This window comes from Duffyella gerundensis, from assembly GCF_001517405.1.
GTDB classification, from domain to species: domain Bacteria; phylum Pseudomonadota; class Gammaproteobacteria; order Enterobacterales; family Enterobacteriaceae; genus Duffyella; species Duffyella gerundensis.
The window spans coordinates 1,567,726-1,593,079 of the sequence record NZ_LN907827.1 but is presented as its reverse complement, the minus strand read 5'-3'; the positions used below and the strand labels follow the sequence as shown (position 1 = coordinate 1,593,079).

At 57.7% G+C, this 25,354-nt stretch carries 22 protein-coding genes; 9 read left to right on the top strand and 13 right to left on the bottom strand.

The genetic code is table 11. From position 1 onward, the window contains the following. Positions 1-227 precede the first annotated feature (227 nt). From EM595_RS07335 to potD, 5 genes are all read left to right on the top strand, one after another. Positions 228-1,592, top strand: a complete 1,365-nt coding sequence (locus EM595_RS07335; protein WP_067429709.1) for a PTS transporter subunit EIIC — start codon at positions 228-230, stop codon at positions 1,590-1,592. Between the two features lie 165 nt (positions 1,593-1,757). Beyond that, positions 1,758-2,873, top strand: coding sequence for a spermidine/putrescine ABC transporter ATP-binding protein PotA (gene potA / locus EM595_RS07330; RefSeq protein WP_067429707.1), 1,116 nt, complete (start codon positions 1,758-1,760; stop codon positions 2,871-2,873). Beyond that, positions 2,857-3,717, top strand: coding sequence for a spermidine/putrescine ABC transporter permease PotB (potB, locus tag EM595_RS07325; protein ID WP_067429704.1), 861 nt, complete (start codon positions 2,857-2,859; stop codon positions 3,715-3,717). Before potA ends, potB begins: the two co-directional genes overlap by 17 nt. Continuing rightward, positions 3,714-4,490, top strand: a complete 777-nt coding sequence (gene potC / locus EM595_RS07320) for a spermidine/putrescine ABC transporter permease PotC (RefSeq protein WP_067429701.1) — start codon at positions 3,714-3,716, stop codon at positions 4,488-4,490. Before potB ends, potC begins: the two co-directional genes overlap by 4 nt. 51 nt (positions 4,491-4,541) lie before the next feature. Beyond that, the gene (gene potD, locus EM595_RS07315; RefSeq protein WP_067429698.1) at positions 4,542-5,588 is read left to right on the top strand and encodes a spermidine/putrescine ABC transporter substrate-binding protein PotD; all 1,047 of its coding nucleotides are present in this window, start codon (positions 4,542-4,544) and stop codon (positions 5,586-5,588) included. 41 nt (positions 5,589-5,629) lie between these two features. Here potD and cobB read toward each other — a convergent pair whose 3' ends face one another. The 4 genes from cobB to lolC form a co-directional block, all read right to left on the bottom strand. Beyond that, positions 5,630-6,481: a Sir2 family NAD+-dependent deacetylase gene (gene cobB, locus EM595_RS07310; RefSeq protein ID WP_067429695.1), complete on the bottom strand. Its 852-nt coding sequence runs from the start codon at positions 6,479-6,481 to the stop codon at positions 5,630-5,632. Between the two features lie 130 nt (positions 6,482-6,611). Beyond that, positions 6,612-7,856 (bottom strand): lipoprotein-releasing ABC transporter permease subunit LolE, encoded by a 1,245-nt coding sequence (lolE, locus tag EM595_RS07305; RefSeq protein WP_067429692.1) that lies wholly within the window; start codon positions 7,854-7,856, stop codon positions 6,612-6,614. Continuing rightward, positions 7,856-8,560 carry a lipoprotein-releasing ABC transporter ATP-binding protein LolD gene (lolD, locus tag EM595_RS07300; RefSeq protein WP_067429689.1) on the bottom strand — a complete coding sequence of 235 codons (705 nt, stop codon included), beginning with the start codon at positions 8,558-8,560 and terminating at the stop codon, positions 7,856-7,858. Before lolD ends, lolE begins: the two co-directional genes overlap by 1 nt. Further along, entirely contained in the window at positions 8,553-9,752 is a 1,200-nt protein-coding gene (gene lolC / locus EM595_RS07295; RefSeq protein WP_067429680.1) for a lipoprotein-releasing ABC transporter permease subunit LolC, read from the bottom strand. The genes lolD and lolC overlap by 8 nt, the downstream gene beginning before the upstream one ends. Before the next feature lie 269 nt (positions 9,753-10,021). Here lolC and EM595_RS07290 point away from each other — a divergent pair, with 269 nt between their 5' ends. Both EM595_RS07290 and mfd read left to right on the top strand, forming a co-directional pair. After that, positions 10,022-10,237, top strand: coding sequence for a hypothetical protein (locus tag EM595_RS07290; RefSeq protein WP_067429677.1), 216 nt, complete (start codon positions 10,022-10,024; stop codon positions 10,235-10,237). A gap of 133 nt (positions 10,238-10,370) precedes the next feature. After that, positions 10,371-13,817 carry a transcription-repair coupling factor gene (mfd, locus tag EM595_RS07285; protein ID WP_067435255.1) on the top strand — a complete coding sequence of 1,149 codons (3,447 nt, stop codon included), beginning with the start codon at positions 10,371-10,373 and terminating at the stop codon, positions 13,815-13,817. Positions 13,818-13,890: 73 nt separating this feature from the next. On the opposite strand, the gene EM595_RS07280 is transcribed toward mfd, so the two are convergent. From EM595_RS07280 to hinT, 7 genes are all read right to left on the bottom strand, one after another. Next, positions 13,891-14,430 carry a glycine zipper 2TM domain-containing protein gene (locus EM595_RS07280; protein WP_067429674.1) on the bottom strand — a complete coding sequence of 180 codons (540 nt, stop codon included), beginning with the start codon at positions 14,428-14,430 and terminating at the stop codon, positions 13,891-13,893. A 391-nt stretch (positions 14,431-14,821) separates the two neighbouring features. Continuing rightward, positions 14,822-16,114 (bottom strand): NAD(P)/FAD-dependent oxidoreductase, encoded by a 1,293-nt coding sequence (locus tag EM595_RS07275; protein ID WP_371317161.1) that lies wholly within the window; start codon positions 16,112-16,114, stop codon positions 14,822-14,824. Positions 16,115-16,417: 303 nt separating this feature from the next. Continuing rightward, a complete protein-coding gene (gene nagZ, locus EM595_RS07270) occupies positions 16,418-17,467 on the bottom strand; it encodes a beta-N-acetylhexosaminidase (protein ID WP_067429665.1) in 1,050 nt (349 codons plus the stop codon). A gap of 16 nt (positions 17,468-17,483) precedes the next feature. Next, positions 17,484-18,338 carry a thiamine kinase gene (thiK, locus tag EM595_RS07265; RefSeq protein ID WP_067429663.1) on the bottom strand — a complete coding sequence of 285 codons (855 nt, stop codon included), beginning with the start codon at positions 18,336-18,338 and terminating at the stop codon, positions 17,484-17,486. Beyond that, entirely contained in the window at positions 18,325-18,930 is a 606-nt protein-coding gene (gene lpoB, locus EM595_RS07260; protein ID WP_067429661.1) for a penicillin-binding protein activator LpoB, read from the bottom strand. The genes thiK and lpoB overlap by 14 nt, the downstream gene beginning before the upstream one ends. 4 nt (positions 18,931-18,934) lie before the next feature. Continuing rightward, the gene (locus EM595_RS07255; protein ID WP_067429659.1) at positions 18,935-19,312 is read right to left on the bottom strand and encodes a YcfL family putative periplasmic lipoprotein; all 378 of its coding nucleotides are present in this window, start codon (positions 19,310-19,312) and stop codon (positions 18,935-18,937) included. Positions 19,313-19,325: 13 nt separating this feature from the next. After that, positions 19,326-19,676 (bottom strand): purine nucleoside phosphoramidase, encoded by a 351-nt coding sequence (gene hinT, locus EM595_RS07250; protein ID WP_067429657.1) that lies wholly within the window; start codon positions 19,674-19,676, stop codon positions 19,326-19,328. A gap of 328 nt (positions 19,677-20,004) precedes the next feature. On the opposite strand from hinT, the gene EM595_RS07245 reads away from it, so the two are divergent. Both EM595_RS07245 and bglB read left to right on the top strand, forming a co-directional pair. Beyond that, positions 20,005-21,612: an MFS transporter gene (locus EM595_RS07245; protein WP_067429654.1), complete on the top strand. Its 1,608-nt coding sequence runs from the start codon at positions 20,005-20,007 to the stop codon at positions 21,610-21,612. Beyond that, on the top strand, positions 21,609-22,748 hold the full coding sequence (gene bglB, locus EM595_RS07240; RefSeq protein ID WP_067429651.1) for a beta-galactosidase BglB: 1,140 nt from the start codon (positions 21,609-21,611) through the stop codon (positions 22,746-22,748). Before EM595_RS07245 ends, bglB begins: the two co-directional genes overlap by 4 nt. 79 nt (positions 22,749-22,827) lie before the next feature. On the opposite strand, the gene ptsG is transcribed toward bglB, so the two are convergent. Both ptsG and EM595_RS07230 read right to left on the bottom strand, forming a co-directional pair. Beyond that, a complete protein-coding gene (gene ptsG, locus EM595_RS07235) occupies positions 22,828-24,261 on the bottom strand; it encodes a PTS glucose transporter subunit IIBC (protein ID WP_067429648.1) in 1,434 nt (477 codons plus the stop codon). 290 nt (positions 24,262-24,551) lie between these two features. Then, entirely contained in the window at positions 24,552-25,343 is a 792-nt protein-coding gene (locus EM595_RS07230) for a metal-dependent hydrolase (protein WP_067429646.1), read from the bottom strand. Positions 25,344-25,354: the final 11 nt, after the last annotated feature.

Genomic DNA, 25,354 nt, shown 5'->3' with positions numbered 1-25,354 from the left:
TATTCCCGCCTCCGGGCGCGTTTTGCCACTACTTTATTTTGGTTCACGCCGCTGCGATAAAGAGACGAAAAAACGGACCAATTGGCATAAACGTTCCACATAAGGCCTTTTACAGCGTGATTGTGTGAGCTAAATCAATTTTTATTGGTTGGTTTTACCACGCCGACTCACATAGACTCAGCTCGCGTTAGTGCTATCACCAGGCGCGTTCACAGGAGCAGTAAAACATGAGCAACCCCAGCATAATTAATAAGATCATTGATGGCGTCGGCGGCAGGGAAAATATCAACAACGTCTGGCACTGCATGACCCGTCTGCGCTTCGATTTAATTGACGATCGCAAAGTCGATCAGCAACAAATAAAAAGCCTGGCCGGCGTGCTGGGCGCGCAAATACAGAATGACCAGTTTCAGATTATTGTCGGGCCGCAGGTTAACAGCTGGTTCCAGCCGTTAACGGCGCAGCTTAACCTTGATAACAGCGCGGTACCGGCTGAAAAGCGCGCACGTAAAAGCACGATCTCGCTGTTTATGGATACCGTGTCCGGTGTGTTTGGCCCGATCGTGCCCGCTATCGCCGGTGCCGGCATGATTAAAGGACTGTTGGCCGGACTGGTGGCGCTGAAGGTACTGTCGGCGCAGAGCCAGACGGTGTTGATCATCGACCTGATCGCCAGCGGCGTATTCTGGTTCCTGCCCTTTTTTCTCGCCGTCTCGGCGGCAAAAATGTTTCGCACCAATGAATACCTGGCCGCCGCGGTGGCCGCCTGCCTGATGTATCCCACGCTGATTGATGCAGCGAAAGCGCTGGCCAGCCATGCGCCGGGCGCCGTCAGCACCTTCTGGCTGTTTGAGATGCTGCCGGTGCCGATTTTTAACTACGCCTCCAGCGTGATTCCAGTGATCTTCTCGGTACTGGCGCTGAGCTATATTCATCGCGGCGTCGATCGCATCATGCCGACGGTGCTGAAAACCGTCTTTACGCCGACGCTGACGCTGTTTATCGCCGCGCTGGTTGCGCTGACGGTGATCGGTCCGGCGGGGATCTGGCTGGGCAAGGGGTTAGCGTGGCTGATTGAGGGGCTGTTCGGCTTCTCCGCCAGCCTGGCGGGCCTGGTGGTCGGGGCGATTCGTCCGCTGGCGGTGCTGACCGGCATGCATCACGCCATGACGCCGATTGCCCTGCAGAATTTCACCGATCGCGGCTATGACATGCTGATGCCCATGATGTTTATGGCCAACATGGCGATCGCTGGCTCCACCTTCGCCGTCTGGTTTCTTAACCGACAGAGTGAGGATCGCACGGTCACGCTGTCGGCAGCAATTTCCGCCCTGCTCGGCATCACCGAACCGGCGCTGTTTGGCGTGCTGACGCGGCATAAAAAGGCCTTTGTCTCCACCATCATAGCCAGCGCCTGCGCGTCGGCGTTTATCGCCTTTTTTGGCGTGCGGCTCTATGGCTATATTCTGTCGAGCATTTTCAGCCTGCCCGCCTACATCGGCCCGTGGTTTATCTACGCCGTGCTCGGCGTGATCATGGCGCTGACCCTCTCTTTTAGCCTGACGCTGCTGCTGTTACGCCCGCGTCGCTAAGCTCTCTCTGGCGAGCGGCGGCCTGCTGCTCGCCGCCGTTTGCCGTTGCCAGCATGCGGCCATGCCATTGCCGCTTTTTTCAGGTATCATCCCGCCCTTCACGGGGTCTGAGCATGCGCTGCGGCGCGATCGGCCATTCGGCAACTTAACCACTGAGTGACTAAAATGACGCAAACACGCGCGCAACAGGCGCTGGTTACGCTTTCTGGCATCAGTAAAGCTTTTGACGGCAAATCGATTATTGCCGATTTTAATCTCACCATCCGCCACGGTGAATTTATCACCCTGCTCGGCCCTTCCGGCTGCGGCAAGACCACCATTTTGCGGCTGATTGCCGGGCTGGAGCAGAGCGACGCTGGCGTACTGATGCTCGACGGTGAAGATATCACCGCCACGCCCGCTGAGCATCGCCACGTCAACACGGTCTTTCAGAGCTACGCGCTGTTCCCACATATGTCGGTGTTTGAAAACGTCGCCTTTGGCCTGCGCATGCAGAAAACCCCGGCGGCGGAGATCACCCAGCGCGTTAACGAGGCGCTGGCGATGGTGCAGCTGGAGGAGTTTGCCACCCGGCGACCGCATCAGCTTTCCGGTGGTCAGCAGCAGCGCGTGGCGATCGCCCGCGCGGTGGTCAATCGTCCCAAGGTCCTGCTGCTCGACGAGTCGCTCTCCGCGCTGGATTACAAGCTGCGCAAGCAGATGCAAAACGAGCTGAAAGCGCTGCAGCGTAAGCTCGGCATCACCTTTGTGTTTGTTACCCACGATCAGGAAGAGGCGCTGACCATGTCCGATCGCATCGTAGTGATGCGCGACGGCTTTATCGAACAGGACGGCACGCCGCGCGAAATCTATGAAGAACCGAAAAACCTGTTCGTGGCGCGCTTTATCGGCGAAATTAACGTCTTTGAGGCCGTGGTGCTGGCGCCATTGGCCGACGGCCGCGTGCGGGCGCGGGTGGAAGGCCATGAGTGCGAGCTGAGCGTGCCGTTTGCGGTCAGCGCGGGCGATCGGCTCAACGTGCTGCTGCGCCCGGAAGATCTGCGCGTGGAAGAGGTGGCCGAGGAGGCGCACGCTGAAGGCCTGATCGGCTATGTGCGCGAGCGCAACTACAAAGGCATGACGCTGGAATCCACCGTGGAGCTGGAGAATCACAAGCTGGTGACGGTCAGCGAATTCTTTAACGAAGACGATCCCGATTTTGACCACTCGCTGAATCAAAAAATGGCGGTGAACTGGGTATCGGGCTGGGAGGTGGTGCTGGCCGATGAACATGCGACGTAATCTGCTGCAAAAAGGCATTATCACGCTGATTGTCGGCTGGCTGCTGCTGTTTGTTTTTTTCCCCAATCTGCTGATTGTTGGCACCAGCTTTCTGACCCGCGATGACGCCCATATCATCAGCATGGTGTTCACACTCGACAATTACAGCCGCCTGCTCGATCCGCTCTACGCCGATGTGCTGATGCACTCGTTCAACATGGCGCTGATCGCCACCGCCTGCTGTTTGCTGCTCGGCTATCCGTTCGCCTGGTGCCTGACCACACTCTCCGCCAGGCTGCGTCCGCTGATGCTGTTTCTGCTGATCGTGCCGTTCTGGACCAACTCGCTGATCCGTATTTATGGCCTCAAGCTTTTCCTCAGCACGCGCGGCTGGCTGAATGATTTTCTGCTGAGCCTCGGGCTGATTGAGACGCCGTTTCGCATTATCTATACCGAACAGGCGGTGATACTCGGGCTGGTCTATATTCTGCTGCCGTTTATGGTGATGCCGCTCTACTCAAGCCTGGAGAAGCTGGATAGCGCGCTGCTGGAAGCGGCACGCGATCTCGGCGCCAGCAAACTACAAACCTTCTGGCGCATCATTTTGCCGCTGACCCTGCCCGGCATCGTCGCCGGTTCGTTGCTGGTGCTGCTGCCAGCCATGGGGCTGTTTTTCGTCGCCGATCTGCTGGGCGGCGCAAAGAACCTGCTGATCGGCAACGTGATCAAAAGCCAGTTCCTGAACATTCGCGACTGGCCGTTTGGAGCCGCCACCAGCATCGTGCTGACGCTGGTGATGGGCCTGCTGCTGCTGATTTACTGGCGTGCCGCGCGGCTGCTGAATAACAAGGTGGATCTGACATGACCGGACGCCTGCTCCGCGGCGGCTTTATGGCCGTCATTTACGCCTGGCTTTATATCCCGATTGCGATTTTGATCGTCAATTCGTTTAATGCTTCGCGCTTCGGCATTAACTGGCAGGGCTTCAGCGGCAAATGGTATCGCCTGCTGGTTAACAACGACAGCCTGATCGAAGCAGCGCGCCATTCGCTGATCATGGGCGTACTTTCCGCCACCTTTGCCACGCTGATCGGCTCGCTGACCGCGGTGGCGCTTTACCGCTATCATTTCCGCGGCAAGCCATTTGTCAGCGGCATGCTGTTTGTGGTGCTGATGTCACCGGATATCGTGATGGCGATTTCGCTGCTGGTGCTGTTTATGCTGCTCGGCATCTCGCTCGGTTTCTGGTCGCTGCTGTTTTCGCATATCACCTTTTGCCTGCCGTTTGTGGTGATCACCGTTTATGCCAGGCTAAAAGGCTTTGACGTACGCATGCTGGAGGCGGCGAAAGATCTGGGCGCCAGCGAAATGACCATTTTACGCAAAATCATTCTGCCGCTGGCGATGCCAGCAGTGGCCGCAGGCTGGCTGCTGAGCTTTACCCTGTCGATGGATGATGTGGTGGTCTCGTCATTTGTTACCGGGCCAGGATTTGAGATCCTGCCGCTGAAAATTTACTCGATGGTCAAGGTCGGCGTGTCGCCAGAGGTTAATGCGCTGGCTACCATCCTGATGACCCTGTCGCTGCTGCTGGTTGCCTGTAGCCAGCTGCTGCTGCGTGACCGCACGCGGCGATAACTATGTAGCCATGCCGGGCGACACGCACGGCGATGAATAAGAGGAAACAGAATGAAAACGTGGCGTTACTGGCTGACCGCGGGCGCACTGGCCGCGGGTTTATCCACCGCACAAGCGTCGGATGACAGCAAAACTCTCTACTTCTATAACTGGACGGAGTACGTGCCGCCGGGTCTGTTGGAGCAGTTCACTAAAGAGACCGGCATCAAGGTGATCTATTCCACCTACGAGTCGAATGAAACGCTGTATGCCAAGCTGAAAACCTGGAAAGATGGCGCGTACGATCTGATTGTGCCATCGACCTACTTTGTGGCGAAAATGCGCAACGAGGGGATGATTCAGAAGATCGACAAAAGTGCGCTGAGCAACTTTCATAACCTCGATCCTAACCTGCTTAACAAGCCGTTCGATCCCAACAATGACTACTCTATTCCTTACATCTGGGGCGCGACCGCGATTGGCGTTAACAGCGATGCCATCGATCCAAAAAGCGTTACGCGCTGGGCGGATCTGTGGAAGCCGGAATACAAACAGAGCCTGTTGATGACCGATGACGCGCGCGAGGTGTTTCAGGTGGCGCTGCGTAAACTGGGGCTTTCCGGCAACAGCACCGATCCCAAAGAGATTGAGGCAGCGTATAACGAGCTGCGCAAGCTGATGCCCAACGTGCTGACCTTCAACTCCGACAATCCGGGTAATCCGTACATGGAAGGCGAAGTGAATTTGGGCATGGTGTGGAACGGTTCCGCGTATGTAGCGCGCCAGGCGGGCACGCCATTGCAGATTGTCTGGCCGGAAGAAGGCGGCATTTTCTGGATGGACAGTCTGGCGATCCCGGCTAACGCGAAGAACAAGGCGGGCGCACTGAAGCTAATAAACTTCCTGTTGCGTCCCGATGTAGCAGCGAAAGTGGCGGAAACCATCGGCTACCCCACGCCGAACCTGGCGGCGAAAAAGCTGCTGCCTGCCGAGGTGGCGAACGATCCGTCGCTCTATCCGCCAGAGGCGGTGATTCAGAAAGGTGAATGGCAAAACGATGTCGGTGAAGCCAGCGTGCTCTATGAGACGCTGTTTCAGAAGTTGAAAGCGGGACGATAAGCGGTAAAGCGGCCACGGGCAGCTCGCCCGTGGCCGTTAGGTTATTCGCTGGTGGCAGGCTCAGGCCGCAGCGCCTGCAGCATCGCTTTCACATAGGCCGGCACCACTTCACTGGCCAGGCCATATTTTTTCTCTTCAAACTCGCTGCCTACCTGACTCGGCTCAAGGTTGAGCTCTACGGTCAGCGCACCGCGCAGTTTAGCTTCATGCACAAATCCCGCAGCCGGATAGACGTGGCCGGAGGTGCCGATGGCGATAAACACATCCGCCTGCTCCAGCGCCTGATAAATCTGATCCATGCCCAGCGGCATTTCACCAAACCACACCACGTGCGGGCGCAGTACCGATGGAAACTGACAGCAGTGACAGCGATCGTCTTCGCTGACATCGCCATTCCACTCCAGCACCTGACCACTGCTGGCGCAGCGCACCTTCAGCAGTTCGCCATGCATGTGCAGCACGCGCTGGCTACCGGCCCGCTCGTGCAGATTATCGATATTTTGCGTCACCAGCAGAAAATTGTCGCCCAGCACCGATTCCAGCTCGGCCAGCGCCAGATGTGCGGCATTAGGCTGAATGTCCGGCTGCTGCAGCTGCTGGCGGCGCGCGTTGTAAAATGCCTGTACCCGTTGCGGATCGCGGGCGAACCCTTCCGGCGTGGCCACGTCCTCTACGCGATGATCTTCCCACAGGCCGTCGGCGGCACGGAAAGTACGGATTCCCGATTCGGCCGAGATACCGGCGCCGGTAAGGATCACCACTTTAGGTTGCGGATGCGCTGCCAGTTCTGCCGTACGGTCGCGTTCAAAGATACGCTGACGGAACCGCTGATGCACCTTGCGGCGGTTCTTCTTATAGCGGGCGAGTCGCACGCGGCGACGGGGTGTACGCATAAACGCTCCTTAGATTCGCAAAACAGCCGGGACTCTGCGTGCCCGGCGGCGAGATTAACCACGATCGTTCACATCATACCGGCTACTGCTAGCAGACGCATTGAGAGCCTGCTGATTCTGGCTGGGCGACTCAGTGCCCGCTCAGCACCCGCGCCGGATCGATACGGCTGGCCCGGCGTGCCGGATACCAGCTCGCCAGCAGGCTTAACAGAATGGCGGTGATCAGCACCGACACCACATCCAGCCAGTGCAGCTCCGACGGCAGAAAATCGATAAAGTAGATGTCGCCGGAGAGGAAAGCGTGACCCAGCAGCGCTTCCAGCCCGCCAATCAGGCGCGTCAGGTTCAGCGCCGCCAGCACGCCAGCGACCACGCCGCATACGCTGCCCAGCAGACCAGCCAGCAGACCATACCAGATGAAGATGGCACGAATCAGGCCATCTTTCGCTCCCAGCGTACGCAGCACGGCGATATCACTGCTTTTGTCTTTTACCGCCATCACCAGCGTGGAGACGATGTTGAAACAGGCAACGCCGATCACCAGTACCATCGCCAGATACATGATGGCGCGAATCATCTGAATATCGCGGTACATGTAGCCGTAGGTGCTGGTCCAGTTACGAATATAGACATAGGCGTTGGTGACTTTACCGGCGTCACGCACCAGCTGATTGGCGTTAAACGGATCGTTCATTTTCAGCGCCACGCCGGAAACATTTTCGCCCATATCAAGGTACTTCTGCGCGTCGGCCAGCGGTACCAGCGCCAGGCTGTGATCGAGCATGCCGCTGAGCTGCAAAATGCCACTGACCTGCAGGCGAATGCGCTTGGGCTGCAGCAGCTTGTTCTGTCCGTCATGATTGGGAATCAGCAGCGTTAACCAGCTGCCCTGCTTCAGGTTCAGCGATTTCGCCAGGCCGCTGCCGATAATAATTTGCTGTTTATCAGCGCTGAACTGCGACCAGGCGTTGTTCTGCACAAACGACGGCAGCGCGCTCAGCCGACTCTCCTGCTGCGGATCAACGCCTTTGACCTGAATCGCCTGCAGCTTCGCCGCGCTCTCCACCAGCCCGGTGAAATTAACATACGGCGCCGCGGCGGCAATGCCCGGCACCTGCTCAATGCGGCTGATCATCGGCTGCCAGTCGGCCAGCGGCCCGTTTACCGGCTCGATTTCGCCGTGCGGCACCACCGCCAGAATGCGGTTGTTCAGCTCGCGTTCGAAGCCGTTCATCGCGCTCAGGCCCACGATCAGCACCGCCACGCCCAGCGCGATACCCACGGTGGAGATCACCGAAATCAGCGAAACCATGCCGCCGCGGCGGCGTCCGCGGCTGAAGCGTAAGCCCAGCAGCAGAGATAACGAGGGGGTCATTACAGGCTCTCCGTCAGGGTAAGCCGATCGCTGAGCTGACCGTCGCGCATCTCCTGCTGACGCTTCAGTCGTTTCGCCAGCTGCAAATCATGTGTCACCACCAGAAAGGCGGTGCCCTGACGCACGTTTAGCTCGCCGATCAGATCGAAAATCGCATCGGCGTTGCGCGCATCCAGGTTACCGGTTGGCTCATCGGCCATCACCAGCCGGGGGTTATTGACCAACGCGCGAGCAATGGCCACGCGCTGACGCTCGCCGCCGGAGAGTTCTGAGGGCCGATGCAGCGCACGTTTTTCCAGCCCGACCGCCGCCAGCATGGCGCGAGCGCGCTCCTCTACTTCCGCCCTGGCCACTTTGCCAATCAACAGCGGCATCGCCACGTTTTCCAGCGCGTTAAAGTCTGGCAGCAGATGGTGAAACTGATAGATAAAACCGAGCTCGCGGTTGCGCAGCTCCGCTTTCGCCGAGGATGACATCGCATTCAGCGACTGGCCGTTGAAAATCACATCACCGGAGGTCGGCTTATCGAGGCCGCCCAGCAGGTGCAACAGCGTACTTTTGCCTGAGCCCGAGCTGCCGACAATCGCCATCAACTCGCCCTGCTGCATGCTGAACGCCACGTTACGCAGCACGTCAGTCTGCACGCTGCCTTCCTGATAGCGTTTGCACAGATTGTCACACTGCAACAGAATCGAATTACTCATAGCGTAAAGCCTCAGCGGGTTGGACGGCGGCGGCGCGCCAGGATGGATAGAGCGTAGAAAGCAGCGCAACGATCATCGTCGTCAACGCAATGGTCAGCACCTGCATCGGTGAAATGGCGACCGGCAGCGAGGCGCCATCAAGGAACAGGCCGATCACCGGCAGCAGTTGATTCAGCTGGCTGGCAAGCAGTACGCCAAGCAGCGCACCGAGCAGCGCACCAATGATGCCAGCGCTGGCTCCCTGCACCATAAACACAGTAACAATTTGCCGACGGGTCAGCCCCAGCGTTTGCAGAATCGCCACTTCGCCCTGCTTCTCCATGATCACCAGACCGAGCGAAGTAATAATGTTAAACGCCGCCACGGCGACGATCAGGCTAAGCAGCAGGCCCATCATGTTTTTCTCCATGCGCACCGCCTGGAAGAGATCGCCTTTGCGCTCGCGCCAGTCTTTCCAGACCAGACCCGCAGGCAGCGCCTGCTGGCTGACGCTGTCAACCTGCAGCGGCTTGTCGAGCCACAGCCGCCAGCCGGTAACGTTACCGAGCGGATAGCGCATCAGGCGCGAGGCGTCCTGCTGGTTAACCAGAATTTGATAACCATCGACTTCACTGTTGGCGGCAAACGTCCCCGCCACGGTGAACAGACGCTGGCTTGGTACACGGCCCATCGGCGTAAACTGACTCACGGATGGCACCATCAGGCGCAGCTCGTCGCCGCGCTTGATACCCAGCTGACCTGCCAGCTGTTCGCCGAGAATGACCTTGTAGCTGCCCGATTGCAGCACGTTCTGCTGAACGTTGATCAGGTAAGGCGTCAGCGGATCGCGCTCGTCCGGCTGCACGCCCAGCATCACGCCCACCGCCACGCTGTGCGCGCTTTGCAGCACCACCTCGCCGGTGGTCAGCGGCGCACTGCGGCTGATGCCCTGCAGCTTCAGCGCGCTCACCGGCTGCTGCTGCGGATTAATCGATCCCTTTTCGCTGGTAATCAGCGCCTGCGGCATCAGCCCTAAAATGTTGCCTTCCAGCTCCTGCTCAAAGCCGTTCATTACCGACAGCACGGTGACCAGCGCCATCACGCCCAGCGTAATGCCGATCGTGGAGAGCCAGGAGACAAAGCGACCGAAGCGGTCAGCGGCGCGGCCACGCATGTAACGTAGCCCAATAAATAGTGCGACAGGTTGATACATGAGATCCGTCTTGTAGGTCGAAGGCGTAAGCGATGGCATGGATGATAAAGGAGCCTTTTGTTTTATGGAACCTTTAAGCCGCGGTGCCAGGCCGGAAGTTACTGCAGAATGTTGCATTTTCTCTTTAGCGGATAAAAATGCAGCGGCCCGCGCTTTTTTTCACCGTCCGCGGTGGCGTCGCGCTACACTTTTAGTACGCGGCGCGCCGCCTGATCTGGCGCAGTGCCGCCCGGCAGGCGTGGTTTTATGCGTTTACAGGAGGATGGCCGATGTCCAGGTATCCCAAAGGCAGCATCGTCAAACATAAGTCAGGTGAGATTCGCGGCGAAGTCGTTAACGTTTTTCAACAGGGCGACGCCCCTGGCGGCTGCGGCTATTACGTCAAATGGGATGATGGCAACCACAGCTATCATCCGGAGCAGGAATTAAGCTGGGCGAATGTCGATCGGCCCCGTATGCACTATTCGGGTCGATCGGGCAAATAGCGCTTACGCTTGCTCTCTTCTACAGTTAGCGCAGGGCAAAAACTGCCTGGAATCCCGACGCCGCGGGTGATCCCTGCGGCGTATTATGGAATCATACAGCCTGCAAAATCACGAAGAGATCGTCAAAACGACTATGCCTGAACAGACTCGCTATTCCCTTCCCACCAGGGCCGGAGACCAACGTCAGCTTGGTCAGTTGACCGGCGCCGCTTCTGCCGTTGAATGCGCCGACATTATTGAACGCCATCAGGGCCCGGTATTGCTGATTACGCCCGATATGCAAACCGCCCTGCGCCTGCATGATGAGATCCGGCAGTTTACCCGTGAGCCGGTGAACAGCCTCGCTGACTGGGAAACGCTGCCCTATGACAGCTTTTCGCCGCATCAGGAGATCATCTCTTCGCGCCTGTCCACGCTCTATCGCCTGCCGGGCATGACGCGCGGCCTGCTGATTGCGCCGGTGAACACGCTGATGCAGCGCGTCTGTCCGCACAGTTTTCTGCACGGCCACGCGCTGGTGATGCAAAAAGGCCAAAAGCAGTCGCGGGATCTGCTGCGCGACCAGCTGGAGCAAGCAGGTTATCGGCATGTCGATCAGGTGATGGCGCACGGTGAATACGCCACGCGTGGCGCGCTGCTCGATCTCTATCCGATGGGCAGTGAGCAGCCCTACCGCATCGACTTTTTTGACGATGAGATCGACAGCCTGCGTCTGTTCGACGTCGACAGCCAGCGTACGCTGGAAGAAGTTGAGGCGATTAACCTGCTGCCCGCGCACGAGTTTCCCACCGACAAAGCGGCGATTGAGCTGTTTCGCAGCCAGTGGCGCGAACATTTTGAAGTGCGTCGCGAAGCCGAGCACATTTATCAGCAGGTCAGCAAAGGCACGCTGCCTACCGGCATTGAATACTGGCAGCCGCTGTTTTTCAGCACGCCGTTGCCAACCCTGTTTAGCTATCTGCCCGCCAACACGCTGGTGATCAACAGCGGCGATATCGACAGCGGCAGCGAACGTTTCTGGCAGGATATCAACGCCCGCTATGAAAATCGCCGCGTCGATCCGATGCGCCCGCTGCTGCCACCGGAATCGCTCTGGCTGCGCCCTGACGCGCTGAACAGCGAGCTGAAACAGTGGCCGCGCGTTCAGCTGCGCAGCGAAACGCTGGCGGAAAAAGCCGCCAACACCAATCTTGATTATCAGCCGCTACCGCCCCTTGCCGTGCAGGCGCAGGCCAAAGCGCCGCTCGACGATCTGCGCCGCTTCCTTGAGCAGTTTGAGGGCGCCACGATTTTCTCAGTAGAAAGCGAAGGTCGCCGCGAAGCGCTCCAGGAACTACTGGCCCGCATCAAGCTGGTGCCCAAGGCGATCGGCTGCATCGATGAAGCGGGTAATCAGGGTCAATATCTGATGATCGGCGCCAGCGAAAACGGCTTTATTGATGCTCTGCGTCAGCGGGCACTGATTTGCGAAGGCGATCTGCTTGGCGAACGGGTGAGCCGTCGCCGCCAGGACAGCCGCCGCACCATCAATCCCGATGTGCTGATTCGCAACCTCGCCGAGCTGCATCCGGGCCAGCCGGTGGTGCATCTTGAGCACGGCGTCGGCCGCTATATCGGCCTGACCACGCTGGAAACCGGCGGGATTACCGCAGAATATCTGATGCTGGCCTACGCCGGTGACGCCAAACTCTACGTGCCGGTATCGTCGTTACACCTGATCAGCCGCTATGCCGGCGGTGCCGATGAAAATGCGCCGCTGCATAAACTGGGCAGCGATGCCTGGTCGCGCGCGCGGCAAAAAGCTGCCGAGAAAGTGCGTGATGTCGCCGCCGAGCTGCTGGATATTTACGCCCAGCGCGCTGCCAAAGTGGGCTTCGCCTTCAAGCACGATCGTGAACAGTATCAGCTGTTCTGCGAGGGTTTTCCGTTTGAAACCACGCCGGATCAGGCACAGGCGATCAACGCCGTGCTGAGCGACATGTGTCGGCCACTGGCGATGGATCGGCTGGTGTGCGGCGACGTCGGCTTTGGTAAAACCGAAGTGGCGATGCGCGCCGCCTTCCTGGCAGTGGAAAATCATAAGCAGGTGGCGGTGCTGGTGCCGACGACCCTGCTGGCGCAGCAGCATTATGACAATTTTCGCGATCGCTTTGCCAACTGGCCGGTGCGCATCGAAATGCTCTCCCGTTTCCGCAGCGCGAAAGAGCAGACACAGGTGCTGGAGCAGGCGGTAGACGGCAAAATCGATATTCTTATCGGCACGCACAAGCTGCTGATGACCGATCTGAAATGGCGCGATCTCGGCCTGCTGATTGTCGACGAAGAGCACCGCTTTGGCGTGCGCCACAAGGAACGCATCAAAGCGATGCGCGCCGACGTCGACATTTTAACCCTGACCGCCACGCCAATCCCGCGCACGCTGAATATGGCGATGAGCGGCATGCGCGATCTGTCGATTATCGCCACGCCACCGGCGCGTCGCATGGCGGTGAAAACCTTTGTGCGCGAATTTGACGATCTGGTAGTGCGCGAGGCGATGCTGCGTGAAATTCTGCGCGGTGGCCAGGTTTACTATCTCTACAACGATGTGGAAAACATTGAGAAAGCCGCTCAGCGGCTGGCAAAACTGGTGCCGGAAGCGCGCATTGCCGTTGGTCACGGCCAGATGCGCGAGCGCGATCTGGAGCGCGTGATGAACGATTTCCATCATCAGCGTTTCAACGTGTTGATCTGCACCACCATCATTGAAACCGGTATCGATATTCCTACCGCCAATACCATTATTATTGAGCGTGCCGATCGCTTTGGTCTGGCGCAGCTGCATCAGCTGCGTGGCCGCGTCGGTCGTTCGCACCATCAGGCCTACGCCTGGCTGCTGACGCCGCATCCAAAAGCGATGACCACCGACGCCAAAAAACGCCTTGAGGCGATCGCCTCGCTGGAAGATTTAGGTGCCGGTTTTGCGCTGGCAACGCACGATCTGGAGATCCGCGGCGCGGGTGAGCTGTTGGGTGAAGATCAGAGCGGCCAGATGGAGACCATCGGCTTTACGCTCTATATGGAACTGCTGGAGAGCGCGGTGGATGCGCTGAAGGAAGGCCGCGAGCCGTCGCTGGAGGATCTGACCAGTAACCAGACCGACATTGAGATGCGTATGCCTGCGCTGCTGCCGGAGAGCTACATTCCGGACGTCAACACGCGGCTGTCGTTTTACAAACGCATCGCCAGCGCCGCCAGCGAAGCTGAACTGGATGAGCTGAAGGTCGAGTTGATTGACCGCTTCGGTATGCTGCCTGACCCGGCGCGCAACCTGCTCGATATCGCCGCGCTGCGCCTGACCGCGCGCAAGCTGGGCGTGCGACGCATCGAAGCGAGCGAAAAAGGCGGTTTCATCGAATTTGCCGAGAAGAACAAAGCCGATCCTGCGTGGCTAATCGGTTTGTTGCAAAAGGATCCGCAGCAGTGGCGACTTGATGGCCCGACGCGCCTGAAGTTTATGCGTGACCTGGGTGAACGCAAGGTACGCATGCAATGGGTACGCGACTTTATGCAGCAGCTGCAGCAGAACGCCGCCGCCTGACCAAAAAAAAAGGACGATTCGCGAGAATCGTCCTGTTTGCTGTGTTTCCCAATCGGGAGAAAGTCTTTGCCGCTTATGCCTGGTTGTTCAGCACCAGCTGGCCATTACGGTCAACCGGAATGCGTGTGCCAGGATCGTTTTCCATCCGCACTTTGCCCTGCTGGTCGCCAATCTTATAGGTGACGTCATAGCCCAGCATTTTTTCCTGCTTGTCGTACACGGTACGACAGCGTTTTTCCGAGGTCGTGTAGGTATCGTTGTTCTGCAGGCTGCCCTGCGCCTGGTTACCGGCAAAACCGCCTGCCAGTGCACCCGCGACTGTGGCCACATCGCGTCCGCGTCCGCCGCCAAACTGGTGGCCGACTACGCCGCCCGCCACTGCACCCAGAACAGAACCGGCGATGCGGTGCTCATCCTGTACGGCACGACGATGGGTTAGCGTTACGTTCCGACATTCCTGACGTGGGTTCTTTAACGTCTCTTTGATCGGCGTGGCTGACAGCACCTGCGCATATTGCGGGCCGCGATCAAACACGTTCATACCGGCGACAGCCGCAACGCCTAACGCTGACACCACACCAATACCGATACCCGCTAACATTGATTTATTCACAGGAAACCTCCTGAAGCAGTCGCCATTACTTTTATTATCTTCATTCATCAACGCTCACATCCTGTAGAGGGCGCTGGCAGTGCCATCCGGCACCACATATAAATAAGTTTATGTAATGATCGACCAAATTGTTACCGCGCAATACTGTTCGCCGAAATCCCTGCAAACTGAACAGAAGCGGTGTGCGCGACGCACCACATTGCTTGTCAAAAATTCTTACAGATGAAGCGGCAACGCGACATCAGACAAACGGACGAAATGCAACAATTGGGGTTAAGTCATCGCCTTTAGGATGTTTCCTGGCAACAGATCCGCTTAAAAATAGAAAAAGCCGTTTGTGACATTGTCACAAACGGCTTGATTAATTGCTTTTGCTTATAACCGGCGGCGTTTAGTGCAGCTTCAGCCGTGGGCGAATCGCCCGGTTGAGACTGCCTACCAGCATCATCAGGCCGGTTTTGAAATAGCCGTGCAGGGCGATCTGGTGCATACGATAGAGCGAAATGTAGACGAAACGCGCAATACGTCCTTCCACCATCATCGAACCGCGCATCAGGTTCCCCATCAGGCTGCCCACCGTACTGAAACGGGAGAGCGAAACCAGCGAACCGTGATCTTTATAAACGTAGGCCTTCAGGCTCTGGCCTTTACGCGCCGCGAGAATATTGTGCAGCACCAGCGAAGCCATCTGATGCGCAGACTGCGCGCGCGGTGGCACAAAACCGCCACCCGGCAACGCACAGGAGGCGCAGTCGCCAATGGCATAAATGCTGTCATCCAGCGTGGTTTGCAGCGTCTCTTTCACCACCAGCTGATTAATGCGGTTGGTTTCCAGACCGCCGATGCCTTTCATGAAATCAGGCGCTTTGATACCCGCTGCCCAGACCATCAGATCGGCATTGATGAACTCACCCGATTTGGTGTGTAAACCGCCTTTCTCGGCGCTGGTGACCATGGTTTGCGTCAATACGCGCACGCCGATTTTGGTCAGTTCCTGATGCGCAGCCGCAGAGATGCGCGGCGGCAGCGCAGGCAGAATCCGCTCGCCCGCTTCCACCAGCGTGACGTTCAGCGCCTTGCTGTCCAGCCCTTTATAGCCGTAGCTGTGCAGCTGGCGTACTGCGTTGTGCAGCTCCGCAGAGAGCTCCACGCCGGTGGCGCCGCCGCCCACAATTGCAATGTTGACCTGCTCTTCCGGCGAGCCGCTGGCGGAGAACTTCAGGAACTGGTTGAGCATCTCGTTGTGAAAACGGCGTGCCTGATGGGGGTTATCGAGGAAGATGCAGTGATCTTTCACGCCCGGCGTGCCGAAATCGTTGGAGGTGCTGCCCAGCGCAAACACCAGCTGGTCGTAGGCGAGATCGCGTTCAGGCACCAGCACGGCACCGTTGGCATCGAGGATTTCCGCCAGCTTCAGGCGTTTGCTCTCGCGATCAACATCGGTGAGCGTGCCGAGCTGGAAGCTGAAATGGTGATTACGCGCGTGCGCCAGATAGCTTACGGCGTCGATACCTTCATCCAGAGATCCGGTAGCCACTTCATGCAGCAACGGTTTCCATAAATGGCTGTGATTACGATCGACCAGGATAATCTCCGCTTTTTTCTTGCGGCCCAGTTTATGCCCCAGCTGGGTAGCCAGCTCAAGGCCGCCGGCACCACCGCCGACAATCACTATGGTTTGAATCGGTGTAGTCAAAAAAGACCCCCTTAAGATGTGAACCAATCGTTAACTAAAGGTTAATAAAAACCTTAGTAAACATAGGGTTGGCGAAGCTAAATCGCGAGCTGATCGCAGAATAGCACGCCCTTCACTCCTGTTCATGAGAAAATTGATGCAGGTCATTGTTTCGCTGGAAACTCAGAATAAGACCAATAAATCAGCAACGCGCAGGGTTAAAACGCGCGCGGGCATGAGTCATTTATGGCGTAGCGTAGCCTGGGATGGTGAGCACGGCGAGCGAGGCGCTGCCGTGCATTGAGGGGGGAATTAACGCTGCTGCTGTTCGGCCTTGTGCGCCAGCCAGCGTGACTGCAGCGTGCTGAGCTGCTGCTGAGTAGACTGCCAGCGGCTGCTGGCGCGCAGCTCATCCCGGCTGTAGTGTTGACGATGCCAGAGCTGTGACACCCGGCTGGCCGGTGCCGCCTGCAGATTATCCAACACGCTGACCGCACCGGCGCGGTTGTTGCACACCAGCACCATGTCGCAACCCGCATCCAGCGACACCTGCGCTCGCTCGGCGTAGCTGCCCAGCACCGCAGCGCCTTCCATCGACAGATCGTCTGAGAAAATCACGCCGTCAAAGCCCAGTTCGCCGCGCAGCACGGTTTTCAGCCAGTGCGGCGATCCGCTGGCGGGCAGCGCATCAACCTGGTTATAAATGACGTGTGCCGGCATGATGGCATCCAGCGCCTGCTCGTCAATCAGCTGACGGAAAATCGCCATATCATGCGCCCGGATAGTGGCTTCATCACGCGCATCGTACGGCGTCTCTTTGTGCGAATCTGCAGTGACCGCACCGTGGCCGGGGAAATGTTTGCCGGTAGTTTTCATGCCCGCTTCATGCATGCCGGCAATAAAGTGACGTGCCACCTGCAGCGCAATCGCCGGGTCATGATGGAACGAACGGTCGCCAATCGCGGCGCTAATGTGGCCAATATCGAGCACCGGCGCAAAGCTGATATCGATATCCATGGCGATCATCTCTGCCGCCATCAGCCAGCCAGCGCTGTGCGCCAGCGCGTAAGCAGCGTCGCCCTGTTCCAGCGCGGCAAACGACTGCATGGCAGGCAGTGTGGTAAAGCCTTCGCGGAAACGCTGCACGCGCCCGCCTTCCTGATCCACGGCGATCAGCAGGCGATGGCGCGACGCGGCGCGGATTTGCCGTACCAGTTCGCGCAGCTGCTGCGGATCGTGGTAGTTGCGGCTGAACAGGATCAGCCCGCCAGTCAGCGGATGCTGCAGAATCTCACGCTCTTCGGCATCCAGTTCATAATGTTGCACATCCAGCATTACTGGCCCGGGGATCAGGCTTTCCATGTTTCTACTCCAACAATCAGATAATTTCGCCAGCGCGAACCGCTGACGATAAATGAGACTGGCCCAGCTGCTGCCAGGCGTCCTGCGCGGCGGCAATCAGTTGGGCATCCTGACTCTGCTCGGCGCGTAGCTGATACCAGCTGGCAGCAAGCAGTTCCAGCCACGGCTGCCAGCGAGCCGTCTGCTGACGCAAGACGGGCAGCGACAGGCGGGCCATCTGCGCATAGTCGCGCAGCCAGCAATCGCGCTCGCCGCTGGCGTACAGCAGGCTGGCCAGCTCCAGCGCGACGTCGCCGTCACCGGCATATTCCCAGTCAATCAGCCGTAGCCCCTGTGGCGTGTGCAGCAGATTGCCCGCGTGGATATCCATGTGCAAGGGCGCCAGGCGCAGCGGCTGCGGCTCCCCGCGCATCTGCAAACGGCGTAGCGCGTGCTGCCAGCGATAGTGGCGCTGCTCGCAGAGCTGCCAGTAGCGCTGCAACAACGGCAGCAGGCGTAAACGATAGCCGGTCAGCGGCTGATGATGCAGCCGGTTTAGCAGCGAGAGCAACGACGGGCGTAGCGTATTAAGCGAAGCCGTGACCGGTTCCCCTGCCTGCCACGGCAGCAGCAGCCATTCGCGGTTCACCGCCAGCGGCGCAGCGACCATGCCCTGCGCACTGAGTTTTCGCAGCAGGCGAAACTCGCGCTGGCGATCGACCAGCGGCAGCGGATAGTCGGGCTGACGGCGTGCCAACAACCGGCCATTTTCCCAGACAATTTGTCCGCTTAAGCCGGTCAGGCCAGCCAGCGGCAAAAAATTACCGGCGACCAAAGCCGCCGGTAAATGTTGGTTCAACAGCTGCTGCAGCGCGGGATCAAAACTGCGCATCACCGTTGCCTGACCAGATAATTTCGCCGGTTTGCACCAGCATCAGCTGCATCTGAAGCTGTGGCGCTTTAATGTCGCCGTCGGCATTGCTGTAGAGCACATATTGCGCGCCAACGTAGCGCGCCAGGCCCACCGCTTTGCTGCGTGAGTTCAGGCTATCTTCTGGCGACAGACCCAGCGTCTGCTTCGCCTGCGCCAGTTGCTGCGCCGACACTAGCGTGAACTTGCCGTTGTTCGCCAGCGCATTCTGCAATGCGGCGGTGGCTTTATCAATTTGCAGGCTGCCGTTAGTGCTGTTTTTCACCCGATCGACCAGCAGCACGCTGCCATCGGTCACGCCTTCGGCTTTCAGCATGCTGGCTACCAGCGGCTGAACGCTGCTGTCCCAGTTAATGGAACGCAATTTTGGTGGCTGCGGCACGTTTTCAACGGGTTCAGGCTGTTGGATCGGCGGCGGCTGTTGCACCGGCGTTTCGGGCGTGGCGGGTTCAACCGGTGCCGGTGGCTGTTCGCTGGTGCGCTGGTTAATACAGCCGCTGAGGAACAGCGCCAGCGCCAGAATGCCGGAAAGTCTTGTGATACTGCGAGTCACGATATTACTCCTGTAACCATAAATAGAGGCGCGCCTTGCTGGCGGTGAGATTGCCGACCTGCGAGGCGACTTCTACACTGCTGTGCGCCGGAACCCGGCTGACGCGCGGTCGTTCATAAGGCAGAATTTCCAGCCCTTTATCGTCATACCAGTAAAAGCGATACCAGACATCTACCGGCGTTTCGCGTTGATTATAGAGCACGCTGGCGGCCCGCTGCTGGCCATCACGTTCGCCAATCACCGGATCGTCAGTGATGATGCCCGCCGACAGCACTGCAGATTCCATCACCAGGCTTTGTGCGGTGTTGATCATCGGTTTATCGTTGCTGCAGCCGGTGAGCATCAGCGCTGCCAGCGGCAGTGCGAGTAAAAGTGCGCGCATCGAATGCGATGCCTTAGACACTCAGCATCGGTCCCAGGGGTTTGCCGCCCACCAGGTGCATATGAATGTGATACACCTCCTGGCCGCCGTGCTGGTTGCAGTTGATGATCAGGCGATAGCCCTCTTCCGCAATGCCTTCCTGCCGGGCAATTTTTGCCGCCACGGTGATCATGCGGCCCAGCGCATGTTCATGCGCTTCCAGCGCGTCGTTGCTGGTGGCGATCAGCACGTTAGGCACAATCAGCACGTGAACCGGCGCCTTCGGGGAGATGTCACGGAACGCGGTAACCAGTTCGTCCTGATAGAGGATATCGGAAGGAATTTCACGTCGAATGATTTTACTGAAAATCGTTTCTTCAGCCATGGTGCAGATCCTTAGCAGGGAATAAGTTATCGCTGAGTATGAGTGAGAAGTTCATTTTCTTTCAACCTTAGCGGCTATTTTCTTTCGCCAACTGGCGAGCATTGCAGCGTTGCGCTGCTTATCATCCTTTTCTGCCGTTCGCCCTGACATAAATTAAAACAGCGTTTCATAAATTAGATTCCTGACGGGTTTTTCTTCGTGATTTTGCCATTACTATTGCGCATCTTGCCAAATCACGAAGGTTTCACCGCTGGCCGCGCCTTATTTTTGAATGATTCCGATTGTGATGTACGGATACCGGCCCCCGTTTCGACACAGGAGTTTTCCCATGCGCACACGCAAAATCGGACTGGCACACTATCTGGCTTACGGCTCCGGCGATTTTCTCGGTGCCGGCACCACCGCCCTGACCGCTGCCTGGCTGCTCTATTTTTACACCACCTTCTGCGGCCTGACGCCGATCGAAGCGACCTTTATCTTTGCCATGGCGCGCGTGCTGGATGCGGTGATCAGCCCGTTAATGGGCTTTCTTACCGATAACTTTGGCTCGACCTGGCTCGGCAAGCGTTTTGGCCGCCGTAAGTTTTTTATCCTGCTCGGCATTCCGCTGGTGTTTAGCTACAGCCTGATGTGGCTGGCTGATATGAACTACTGGTGGTACCTGCTGACCTATCTGCTGTTCGACATCGTCTACACCATGGTGCTGGTGCCTTATGAAACGCTGGTGCCGGAAATGACCGATGATTTCAAAAAGAAAACCAAGTTCTCGGGCGCGCGTATTGCGCTGGCGCAGCTGTCGGCGATTCTGGCGGCCTTTTTGCCCGGCATCCTGCTTGGCTATCTCGGTAAAGATAATCCGCACTCCTTTTTCTGGGCCAGCCTGGTGTTCTCCTGTATCTGCGCGCTGGTGCTGACGCTGGTCTATCTGTTTACCTGGGAACGGGCGCCAGAGGATTTTTCTGCGGAATCACGCCGCGCCGAGGAAGACAAACAGCAACTGACCTTTGCGCAGAGCATGAAGCGATTGTTTGTCGAGCTGAGCTCAACGCTGCGCGTCCGCATCTTCCGGCAGCATCTCGGCATGTATCTTGGCGGCTACATCGCGCAGGACGTGTTTAACGCGGTGTTTACCTGGTACGTGGTGTTTGTGCTGATGCAGAGCGCCCAGATCGCCGCTAACCTGATGGGCACCATGGCCGTACTGCAATTTATTGCGGTGATGGCGATGATTCCGCTCTGTATTCGTCTTGGACCGGCGCCCTCTTATCGGCTGGTGGTGGTGCTATTCGGACTGAGCGCCATCTCTTATGCGGGCCTGTGGTTTACCGGCATGAATGACAATATGGCGCTGCTGGTGGTGATCTCTGCGCTGGCCGGACTTGGTCGCGGCGGCATCAACTACGTGCCGTGGAATATCTACACCTACATTGCCGACGTTGATGAGGTGATCACCGGCCAGCGTCGTGAAGGCATTTTTGCCGGCATCATGACGCTGACCCGCAAGGCGTCGCAGGCCGGTGCGGTCATGTTTGTTGGCATCGTGCTGCAGCTTTCGGGCTTCGTTTCCGGCAAGCCGGTGCAGGCTGAGAGCGTGGGCCACACCATTCTGGCGATTCTCAGCATTGGCACCGTGGCGGTACTCGCCTGCGGCTTTGTTATCTCGCTGCGCTTTAAGCTCAATCTGCATACGCACGCCATCCTGCGCGCCGAGACGGTGAAGATGCGCGATGCTGGCCGACCGCTGCCTGAGGCCATCACGCCGCAGGCACGCGCGGTGGTGGAAGAGCTGGCCGGCCTGCCGTACGAAAACCTGTGGGGCAACAACAATATCGGCTTTCTTAATCGTAACCGGCCTGCCGCGCCGCCGCTTGCCGCACATCGCCCCGTGATTCTCACTTTTGACCCGCTAACTGATAAACCGGAACAGAGACCATGACAATATTTCCTGTGAAACAGAGCGCACTGCTGCGCCAGCCTGACTTCCTGTTACCGCGCAGCGAGCTCCTGCAGCTGATCGCGAAACTCACCGACAATCTGGTCAACATCACCGATGAAAGCGGCGAATTTTTGCTGCGCCTCGACGACGGTCGGGTGATCGATACCAAAGGCTGGGCCGGTTGGGAGTGGACGCACGGCATCGGCCTGTATGGCATGTATCACTATTATCAGCAGACCGGCGATCGTCAAACGCTGCAGATCATCGACGACTGGTTTGCCGCCCGGCTGGCCGAGCCGCTGCCCACCAAAAATGTCAACACCATGTGTCCTTTTCTGACGCTGGCTTACCGTTACGAGGAGACGCGCAATCCCGCCTGGCTGCCGGTGCTGGAGCGCTGGGCGGAATGGGTAATGCATGAGATGCCGCGCACCCGCCACGGTGGCATTCAGCATGTGGTGTACAACAATGAAAACCACCAGCAGCTGTGGGATGACACGCTGATGATGAGCGTGCTACCACTGGCGAAGATCGGCAAACTGCTGGGCCGCGATGACTACGTTGAAGAGGCGACCTTTCAGTTCCTGACCCATGTGCAGTATTTAATGGATCGCGAAACCGGCCTGTGGTTTCACGGCTGGAGCTTTGAGGGTAACCACAACTTTGCGCGCGCGCGCTGGGCGCGGGGCAACAGCTGGCTCACCATCGTGATCCCTGACTTTCTTGAGCTAATGGCCTGGCCGGAACAGCACGCGACGCGACGCTTTTTGCTGCAGGTGCTGGAGGCGCAGGTCAGCGCGCTGCAGGCGTTGCAGCATGAGAGCGGCCTGTGGCACACCCTGCTCGACGATCGCGACAGCTATCTGGAAGCCTCGGCCAGCGCCGGTTTTGCTTATGGCGTGCTGAAAGCGGTACGCAAGCGCTATCTGCCACCGACGTTTCTACCGATGGCGGAAAAGGCGCTGCATGGCGTAACGGCGCAGATCAATGCTGAGGGGGAGTTGATGCAGGTGTCGTTTGGTACCGCGATGGGCAACGATCTGGATTATTATCGCCAGGTGCCGCTGACCTCGATGCCCTATGGTCAGGCAATGGCGCTACTGGCGCTGACGGAATATCTGCGCGTTTATCTGTAAAGGCAGCTTACCCGTCACTAAAAAGAAAAAGAGCGAGATCAACTCGCTCTTTTTTTGTTAGCTGCACAACCGCTGCGGCTTACTGATTACGCATGTATTCGTCCATTTCAGTTTTCAGGTTATCTGATTTGGTGCCGAAGATCGCCTGCACGCCAGAACCGGCCACCACCACACCCGCCGCGCCAAGACGCTTCAGGCCTGACTGGTCAACCTTGCTCACGTCCGCCACGCTGACGCGCAAACGGGTAATACAGGCATCGAGGTTAGTGATGTTCTCTTTGCCACCAAACGCGTTAACCAGGTTAGCTGCCATCTCGTTGGATGAACTGGTGGTCTGCTCTGAGGTCGCCTCTTCGCGGCCCGGCGTTTTCAGGTCAAATTTCGCAATCATCACGCGGAAAATGGTGTAGTAAATCAGACCGTAAATCACGCCGACAATCGGGAACAACCAGATTTTGCTGCTGTTGCCGCTAAGCACGACAAAGTCGATCAGACCGTGCGAGAAGCTGGTGCCATCGCGCATGCCAAGCAGGATACAGATTGGGAATGCCAGGCCAGCCAGAATGGCGTGAATTGCATACAGAATCGGTGCCACGAACATGAACGAGAACTCGATCGGTTCGGTGATGCCGGTCAGGAACGAGGTCAGCGCTGCGGAGATCATGATGCCGCCGACTTTGGCACGGTTTTCAGGCTTAGCGGAATGCCAGATTGCAATCGCTGCCGCAGGTAAACCGTACATTTTGAACAGGAAGCCGCCGGAGAGTTTACCTGCGGTTGGGTCACCTGCCATATAACGTGGGATGTCGCCGTGGAATACCTGACCTGCGGCGTTAGTAAACTCACCAATTTGCATCTGGAAAGGGACGTTCCAGATATGATGCAGACCGAACGGTACCAGCGAACGCTCAATCACGCCGTAAATACCAAATGCTACAACCGGGTTCTGATAGGCCGCCCACTGGGAGAAAGTCTGGATAGCGGTACCTACCGGTGGCCAGATGAACGACAGCACCACGCCAAGGAAAATTGCGGTCAGACCAGAGATGATCGGTACAAAGCGCTTACCGGCAAAGAAGCCCAGATATTCAGGCAACTTGATACGATAGAAGCGGTTGAACATGTAGGCCGCGATCGAACCGGCAATGATCCCGCCCAGTACGCCGGTATCCGCCAGGTGTTTGGCTTCAATCTCCGCCGCAGGCATGTGCAGCACCAGCGGTGCAACCACCGCCAGCGTTTTCACCATGATGCCATAGGCCACCACAGCAGCCAGCGCTGAGACGCCGTCGTTATTGGTAAAACCGAGTGCAACACCAATCGCAAAAATTAACGGCATGTTGGCGAACACTGAACCGCCCGCTTCTGCCATCACGTGTGAAACCACCAGCGGCAGCCAGCTGAAGTTGGCAGAGCCTACCCCTAACAAGATCCCGGCAATCGGCAGCACCGATACCGGCAGCATGAGCGATTTACCGACCTTCTGCAGGTTTGCAAATGCATTTTTAAACATAATGTGAAACTCCTGAGTATGAGTGCTTTTTCCGCGATTTCACGGGTGGCAACAGGCGGGAGAGACCCTTGCCGGATGAGACGTTGGTGCGCCTCTTTGATTTATTACGAAGTGTAAAATAATTCACTATCCGGTAATTTGATGGCTATCACGTTTCGCTCAACATGCGCGTCTTTAATTAGGATATTTCTGGAGATTACGCCAGTTTTTGTGCAAAAAAAATGCGCAGGCTGCGATTCAACCCGCACATTTCTCGCAGCAATCTTCTTTATTACGCGCAATAAAATTAATCAGCCGCCGAGCGACGTCATCGGAACATGAAACAGCGTGGAGAAGTTCTGCGTGGTCGCTGCCGCCAGCGTCTCGATATCCACCCCTTTCAGCACTGCCATGTATTCCGCCACATCACGCGTATAAGCCGGCTGGTTTTCTTTGCCGCGATACGGCACCGGCGCCAGATAAGGTGAATCAGTTTCCACCAGCATCCGATCCAGCGGCACATAGCGCGCAGCGTCACGCAGGCTTTCGGCATTGCGGAAGGTCACGATGCCGGAAAATGAGATGTAGAACCCCATATCCAGCAGGGTGGCGGCGGTGGCGCGATCTTCGGTAAAGCAGTGCAGCACCCCCCCGCATCCTTCCACCTGCTCTTCGCGCAAAATCGCCAGCGTGTCTTCGCGCGCGTCGCGGGTGTGCACGATAACCGGCTTGTTCAGGTCGCGGCCAACACGGATATGCTCACGGAATGACGCCTGCTGGCGCGCTTTAGTTTCCGGCTGATAGTGGTAATCAAGGCCGGTTTCGCCCATTGCCACCACGCGCGGATCGGCCGCCAGCGCACGCAGCTCAGCAAAATCGTACGTCTCTTCCTGGTTGAGCGGATGTACGCCACAGGAGAGCGCAATATTTGGCCGATCGCCAATCAGCGGCTTCATCGCTTTGAAACCAGGTAAGGTGGTGGAGATGGCCAGCATAAACTTCACATCACGCGCGGCGGCTTTCGCCACTACATCGTCCAGATCGGTGTGCAACTTTTCATAGTCCAGGCCGTCGAGATGACAGTGAGAATCCACTAAAAACATAATTGCTCTCT